Genomic DNA, 6669 nt, shown 5'->3' with positions numbered 1-6669 from the left:
TCGTCGTGGCCGTCGTGGTGCGCTTTGCCCGGCAGGCCGACGTGCCCGTCAGCACCCGCGGCAGCGTGGCCAACTCGCTGGTGGCTTACTGTACCCACATCACCACCGTGGACCCCATCGCGCACGACCTGCTCTTCGAGCGCTTTCTCAGTCCCGCCCGCGCCGACATCCCCGACATCGACCTCGACTTTTGCAGCCGGAGGCGAGACCGGGTGCTGGACTATGTGCGCCGCACGTACGGGGAGGATCGCGTGGCGCAGGTGGCCACTGTGAGCACCATGCGCCTGCGCTCGGCGGTGCGGGAGACGGCCAAGGCCCACGGCCTGGACGAGGAGCGGATCAAGCAGCTGACCGCCCGCCTGCCTCGCAGATATCGCGATCCGCGGCAGCGCGACCGGCGCTCGTCGGCCGACGTCGCGGCCGAACTCGATGACCCCGTGCAGCGCGAGATCGTGTCGAGGGCCGGGCGCATCGTCGGCCTGCCCCACCACCTGAGCGTGCATCCGGGCGGGGTGGTGATCACGCCCGGGCCGCTGACCGACACCGTCCCGGTGCAATGGGCGACCAAGGGGTTCCTCGTCACCCAGTTCGACTTTCGCGACGTCGAGGCGCTGGGCTTGCCCAAGCTGGACCTGCTGGGCATCAGCGCCCTGACGGTGCTGGCCGACGCGGCGGAGCTGATCCGGCGCGACCACGCGCCCGGCTTTCGCCTCGACGACGTCTCCCTCGATGATCCGCTCACCGGGGATCTCCTGGAGCGGGCCGAGACGGTGGGCGTCTTCCAGTGCGAGTCGGCCGGCGCCCGGCGGACGCTGCGCAAGTTGCAGGTCAAAACGGTGTTCGACCTGGCCGTGGCCAACGCCTTCTTCAAGCCGGGGCCGGCCACCGGCGGCATGGCCCAGGCTTTTGTGCGGCGCTACCGGGGCGAGGAGCCGGTGCGCTTTTTGCACCCGGCGCTGGCGCCCATCCTGGGCAGCACGCAGGGCATTTTGCTCTTCCAGGAGCAGATCCTGCGCGTGGCCCGCGAGATCGCCGGGCTGAGCTGGGCCCAGGCCGACCAACTGCGGCGGGGGATGGGCCACTTTGGTCACGACGAGATGGCCGAGATGGAGGCGAACCCTTCGGCCACGGCCAGGTCGTCCAGGGAGAAGGGAATGCCCTTGCCGTTTTCGTCGAGCTTGTCGTAGAGGCCCAGGGTGCCGATGATGTTTTCGTCCTTCTTGAGCGGAACGGATATGGCCGACATCTTCGCCGCCGTGGGTACGCTCATGTCCTCGGGCATCTTCGTGATGTCCTCCACGAAGAGGGGCTTGCCCTCCTTGGCAACCCACCCGGCGATGCCCCTGCCCAGGGGTATCTCCCCGTAGCGGACGGCCTCGTCCATGCTGCCGTAGAACGAGCGGATCTTCAGCTTGCCGTCCTCGATGAGGCGGATGATGCATCCCCGGGAGTTGATGAGCTTCGCTATCCGGGAGGTGATGGTGGCCAGTATCTCGTCGGGGTCGTACAGGGAGGTCAGGGCCTTGCTGAGCTCATAGACGATGCGGAGCTGGTTGACCTGCTTCTTGGTCTCTCCGTAAAGCTCCACGTTGCGTATGGCCGTCCCCACGCTGTGGGCGAGTATCATGGCCGTGTCCATTTCATCGAGGCCCAGGGTCCCCGGGGGCCGCCGGCCCAGCATGAATATCCCGAAGCAGGTCGTGTCCCGCACCAGGGGAATGACCAGGACGGAGCCCATGCCCGCGCAGACCTCCCGCATCTCGGGGTACCTGTCCATGTCTTCGATGAGAAAGGGATGGGGCTCCTTCATCACGCGCTGCGCGGTCTCGGAGTCGAAGGCAAGCATGCCGTTGTCCTTTCCGTCCGGCAGGTTGCACGCCTCCAGGGAAAAACCGTTCCTTTCCACCCGATAAAGGAAGATGGCGCACATGTCGACGTTCATCTTTGCGGCGATGGTATCGGCCATCTGCTGAAGGACTCTCCTCATCTCGGGCTCCATGCTCGCCGTCTTGGCCACCGACAGGAAAAGCTCGGTCTCGCTGAGCTTGCGATTGAGGTTGGCGGTGCTCTGCTTGAGGCTTTCCACCATGGCGTTGAACCGCTCGGCGATGACCTGGAACTCGTCCTTCCGCCCAGGGCGGAGCCGGTAGTCCAGGTCGCCCGAGGTCACCCGCGCCGTAGCGGCGAGAAGCTCCTGATAGGGCCCTTTGAGCACCCTTCTGAGCTGAAGCGCCAGCAGAACCGAAACCGCGAAGGCAAACGCCACGAGGAACACCAGGTTCCAGGTCATGGCCCTCTTGGTCCGCTCTCCCCGCCGTATCATCGCCAGGGTGGCGTCCAGGGAATAGCTGTGGACGTCGGTAAGCCTGGAGATGACGGAGTCGCCCTTGATGACGAGCATGCTGGTGAGCATATCGGCCTTGAGGTCGCCTACCGGCTTGGGTATGCTGATGACCCTGCCGGCGAGGTTTTTCATCTCCTCCAGGTCGGCCGCCAGGGGGGCGGTTCTTTCGGGCTCGTCCACCAGGGCCGAGAACTCGCCGAAGGAGTCATCCACCGACTGGGCCGCCGACCTGAACTTCTCCTTGTAGGTCTCGTCCGCCGTGTCGGCCCAGCCCTCGGCCGCCGTCACCAGCTCCCGAATGGAGAGGGTCAGCTTGTCGTGGTACTTGTCCAGCTGGACCTTGTGAAAGACGGTGTCCAGATTCTCCCCCAGATGATGGAGGATGTACAGCGCACCGGCCCCCAGAATGGCCGCCATGGCCATGAAAGCAATGGTAACCAGTATGATCTTCGCCCGTATGCTCATCGGGCCGCCCTCTTCTCCATGATTCTCCTATAGAGGTCCATGTACTGCAAGGCCGTGCTCTCCCAGGAGAATTCTTTCTTCATCCCCGCAAGCATCAGGCCCCGCCACTTCTCCGGGTCGGCGTAGGCACAAAGGGCCCTCTTTATTCCCTCCGTGAGGCATGCGCCGGTGGCTTCTCCAAAAAGCAGGCCCGCCCCCTCGCCCGCCAGGGGGTTAAAGTCCTCCACGGTGTCCACGATTCCACCGGTGGCCGTCGCCACGGGCACCGTGCCGTAGCGCATGGCTATCATCTGTGCAAGGCCGCACGGCTCGTACCGCGACGGAATGAGGAGCATGTCCGCGCCGGCGTAAAGCCGATGGGCGAACGCCTCGTCATGGCCGATTCTCACGTGAAGCCTTCCCGGGTTCTTCCTGGCGAGGCTCCGGAACCTCGTGTGCAGGTCCTCGCTCCCCTTGCCCAGTACGGCGAGGTTCAGGCCCGCCGCGAAAATGCTCCCGGCCTGCTCCAAAAGCAGGTCCACGCCCTTCTGTGAAGCGAGCCTCCCCACAAACGCCGCCACCGGCGCGCTTCTGTCGCTGAAGCCGCAGGCCGCAGCCAGGGCTTCCTTGCAGGCCCTCTTTCCCGAGAGGTCCCGGGCGTCGTACCGCTCCGGGATGGAGACGTCCGTGGAAGGGTTCCAGGTCTCGTAGTCGAGGCCGTTGATTATTCCGGAGAGGTCCCTGCCCCGCGTGTGGAGCACGCCGTCAAGGCCGAACCCGTACTCCCCGCTTTTTATCTCCCGGGCGTAGGTCGGGCTCACTGTGTTCACGGCGTCGGCCGCCACGATGCCTCCCTTCAGGAAGTTGAGGTTGCCGTGGAACTCCAGCACCTCCGTCGTGAAGAGCCGTCCCGGCAGCCCGGTCACCGTTATGGCCGAGGGAGGGAATATCCCCTGGTATCCCAGGTTATGGATGGTCAGCAGGGAGCCGGTCCGGACCCTCCTCTCGGTGGTCTTCAGGTAAAGGGGAATGAGGGCCGTGTGCCAGTCGTTTGAGTGCAGGACGTCCGGCTCAAAGCCAAGGGCGCGGCAGGCTCCGATGGCCGCACGGGAGAGGAAGGTGAACCTCAGGGCGTTGTCTCCGTAATCGCCCCGCGTGGTGCCGTAGATCTCGGGGCGGTCGAAGAACTCGTTGCATTCGGCGAAGTAGACGGCGTCCTCGTGGGAAAACAGCCGCGACCGGTAGCTCCTTCCCGCCACCGTCACCGTGACGTCCTTCCCCGTGCCCACCGGGCGGAAAGCCCTTTTTATCCCCCTGTAAAGCGGCATGAGGAGCCTGGCGTCCACGCCCACTTTTCTCAGGGAGCGCAAAAGGGCGCCTGTGACGTCGCCCAAACCGCCGGTCTTGGCGAATGGGGCGGCCTCCGCGGCCGCCAGGAGCACTTTGAGAGAGTTCCTCTTCACCGGGGCTGCAGCTTCACCTCTCTCATGAACTGGGCGGCCTGCTCCGGCGCGGTGGAGTTCATGTAGAAGCCCGAGCCCCACTCGAAACCCGCAATCTTGGTGAGCTTGGGCATGATCTCGATGTGCCAGTGGTAGTAGTCGTTGTCCTCCTCGTTGAAGGGAGAGGTGTGCAGCACGAAGTTGTATGCCGGCGACTCCAGGAGCACGTCCATCTGGCCCAGGACGGTCTGCAAGAGCTCGCCCATGCTCCGGAACCCGTCCTCCAGGGGCTGGAAGGACGAGTAGTGGGCCTTGGGAAGGAGCCAGGTCTCAAAGGGCGCCCGGGGGGCAAAGGGCGCTATGGCCAGGAAGGCGTCGTTTTCCGCCACAACACGGGTGCCCTCCTGCATCTCCTGGTAGATAATGTCGCAGAACAGGCACCTGTCCCTGAGTTCGTAGTGCCTCCGAGCCCCCGACATCTCGTCCTTGACGGTACGCGGGACGATGGGAAGGGCGATGAGCTGGGTGTGCGAGTGCTCCAGGGAAGCCCCCGCCGCCTCTCCCTCGTTCTTGAAGATGAGGACGTACTTCACCCGCGCGTCCTGCTTCAGGGAGGAAAGGCGGCCGTGGTAGGCCCAAAGAACCTGTTCGAAGTGCTCAAGCGGCATCTTCGCCAGGGTCATGTTATGGTCGGGTGTCTCCACGATGACCTCGTGCGCCCCCACGCCGTTCATCTTGTCGTATATTCCTTCCCCCTTCTTGTTGAGGTCGCCCTCTCTGTGGAGGGCGGGAAACTTGTTGGACATCGCCCGGAGTTCCCAGCCCCTTTCGTTGGGCTTGGAGCCGTCTTTCCGAATGGCCAGAAGCTCCGGCGGCGTCGTGTACTCGTTGCCGGGACAAAAAGGGCAGAACCCCCCCTTTCTCCTCTTCGGAGGCTGAACATAGTCTGTGGGCCTCTTGCCCCTCTCCACGGAAATAATCACCCACCTGCCCAGGACCGGGTCTTTTCTCAGTTCAGGCATTTCTCCTCCGGATCGAACGCGGAAATTATCGCTGCGAGAAAACGTCTTAACTGCTTATATTTTAATTATTATATCATTATGTTTGCTTAAGATGTCAGCGGTGCTCCGGCGCGGGACTCTTCTGCTCGAAAAGCGTCGAGACAGGCCGAACGGGTGTGCCGCCCTTGCCGCCGCGACGCAGGGCAGAGGCAGCGTCTCGTCTTCACGAAAGCCCGGCAGCCCTCCGCAGCGGGCTCCCCCCTCGATGTCGCGTTCGCGCACCGAAATCAGCAGACCCACCTCTCACGTGCTACTTTATACAATATATCATAAGGCCGTATAAAAAAAGAGATGTTAATACCCATGCCGGGCCTCCTTAAGGCACCCCCTTGCCGCAGTGCACTCCAATTGCTCATTAGCCCCGCCAGAAGCTATGTTGCCAGAAAGCCGCGTATTTGACAACTCAGGGATATGCGGGTCGCCTTTACTGAAGCCGTGGCGGGAGGCAGCCTCCGGCTCCCCGTGCCGTGGTCCGCCTTTTGCCGGACATAATCATCAGAAAAGGAGACCGAGGACCCGAGCATCAACGTTGACCTAAGGAGCCTCCTTTTTCAAAAGACCGGCTTTAACATCCTGCGGGACGCTATCTACAAGTTTTACGGAAGACGCGGAGACACGGTCCTGGAGGGCGCGCTCAGGGGAGGCATGGGACAATTCGCCTCGAGGGAAGAAAAAGAAAAGATAGTCCAGTGGATAAGAAACGGCGCCACGGAAAAAGGGTTCAAGGAAGTAAAGCCGATATTCCAGAACGATTGCGTGAGATGCCATAACCTCCCCAGGCGGGGGGAGCCTTCCGGCTTTTACCACGTACGACGGAGTAAAAAAGGTCACGCGGGTCGATACCGGGGAATCGATAAAAAGACTGGCCGAGATTTCCCACGTGCACCTCTTCGGCATCAGCATGCTGTTCATGTTCACGGGAGCCATTCTCTCCCTGGGCAGGATGCACAGGCACGTAAAGGCCTTCATGGTGGTTATCCCCTACTTTGCGATTTTGACGGACATCGGCTCCTGGCGGTTCACGAAATACAAGCCCGTCTTCGCCTACACGGTTATCGTCGGCGGCGTGCTCATGGGAATATCCCTGGCGGTGCAGGTGCTGTACTCGCTTTATGAGATGTGGCTGGCGAAGTGTCAGTGAACGTTCCTGCCCGCCCCGCGTTATTGAACAGGGTCCTTTCACGAGGCGCATCCCGGAAAAGGCCCGCCTCCATAGAATATACTTCCCTCACGGAGCCCTCCCGCCGGGTCAAGACTCCGCCTCTCCGTCCGGCTGCCCCAGGAGAGAAGGGCCTTCTTCTTTGGCACGCTGACCCTCTGCCGCCCTGCCTCCCGGCACAGACCGGCCCTCACCCTTTCTCCACCTCCAGGGATAAGG

6 protein-coding genes are annotated in these 6669 nt (G+C 62.7%); 2 read left to right on the top strand and 4 right to left on the bottom strand.

The genetic code is table 11. The annotated features are described in order from the left end of the window. Positions 1–1187: hypothetical protein (locus P8Y39_08690; protein MEJ2192407.1), on the top strand; the 1187-nt coding region annotated here is incomplete at its 5' end. Here P8Y39_08690 and P8Y39_08685 read toward each other — a convergent pair. From P8Y39_08685 to P8Y39_08670, 4 genes are all read right to left on the bottom strand, one after another. Next, positions 1088–2809: a GAF domain-containing protein gene (locus tag P8Y39_08685; protein ID MEJ2192406.1), complete on the bottom strand. Its 1722-nt coding sequence runs from the start codon at positions 2807–2809 to the stop codon at positions 1088–1090. The two genes, P8Y39_08690 and P8Y39_08685, sit on opposite strands and share 100 nt — an antisense overlap. Beyond that, positions 2806–4251 (bottom strand): glycogen synthase GlgA, encoded by a 1446-nt coding sequence (glgA, locus tag P8Y39_08680; GenBank protein ID MEJ2192405.1) that lies wholly within the window; start codon positions 4249–4251, stop codon positions 2806–2808. Before glgA ends, P8Y39_08685 begins: the two co-directional genes overlap by 4 nt. Continuing rightward, positions 4248–5252 (bottom strand): galactose-1-phosphate uridylyltransferase, encoded by a 1005-nt coding sequence (gene galT / locus P8Y39_08675; protein ID MEJ2192404.1) that lies wholly within the window; start codon positions 5250–5252, stop codon positions 4248–4250. Before galT ends, glgA begins: the two co-directional genes overlap by 4 nt. 573 nt (positions 5253–5825) lie before the next feature. After that, entirely contained in the window at positions 5826–6203 is a 378-nt protein-coding gene (locus tag P8Y39_08670; protein MEJ2192403.1) for a hypothetical protein, read from the bottom strand. Between P8Y39_08670 and P8Y39_08665 the strand changes: the two genes are divergently transcribed. Beyond that, positions 6202–6432, top strand: coding sequence for a hypothetical protein (locus P8Y39_08665; protein MEJ2192402.1), 231 nt, complete (start codon positions 6202–6204; stop codon positions 6430–6432). The genes P8Y39_08670 and P8Y39_08665 overlap by 2 nt on opposite strands. The last annotated feature ends 237 nt before the right edge of the window (positions 6433–6669 follow it).

It is taken from the genome of Nitrospirota bacterium, assembly GCA_037386965.1.
In the GTDB taxonomy this organism is placed as follows: domain Bacteria; phylum Nitrospirota; class Thermodesulfovibrionia; order Thermodesulfovibrionales; family JdFR-86; genus JARRLN01.
The sequence above is the reverse complement of the archived record's forward strand: the minus strand, read 5'-3'. Positions and strand labels throughout refer to the sequence as shown.

Excerpts from the sequence above, each read along its gene's own strand:
- P8Y39_08685 (MEJ2192406.1), bottom strand. The coding sequence starts at position 2,809 with ATGAGCATACGGGCGAAGATCATACTGGTTACCATTGCTTTCATGGCC.
- galT (MEJ2192404.1), bottom strand. The coding sequence starts at position 5,252 with ATGCCTGAACTGAGAAAAGACCCGGTCCTGGGCAGGTGGGTGATTATT.
- P8Y39_08665 (MEJ2192402.1), top strand. The coding sequence starts at position 6,202 with ATGTTCACGGGAGCCATTCTCTCCCTGGGCAGGATGCACAGGCACGTA.
- P8Y39_08670 (MEJ2192403.1), bottom strand. The coding sequence starts at position 6,203 with ATGAACAGCATGCTGATGCCGAAGAGGTGCACGTGGGAAATCTCGGCC.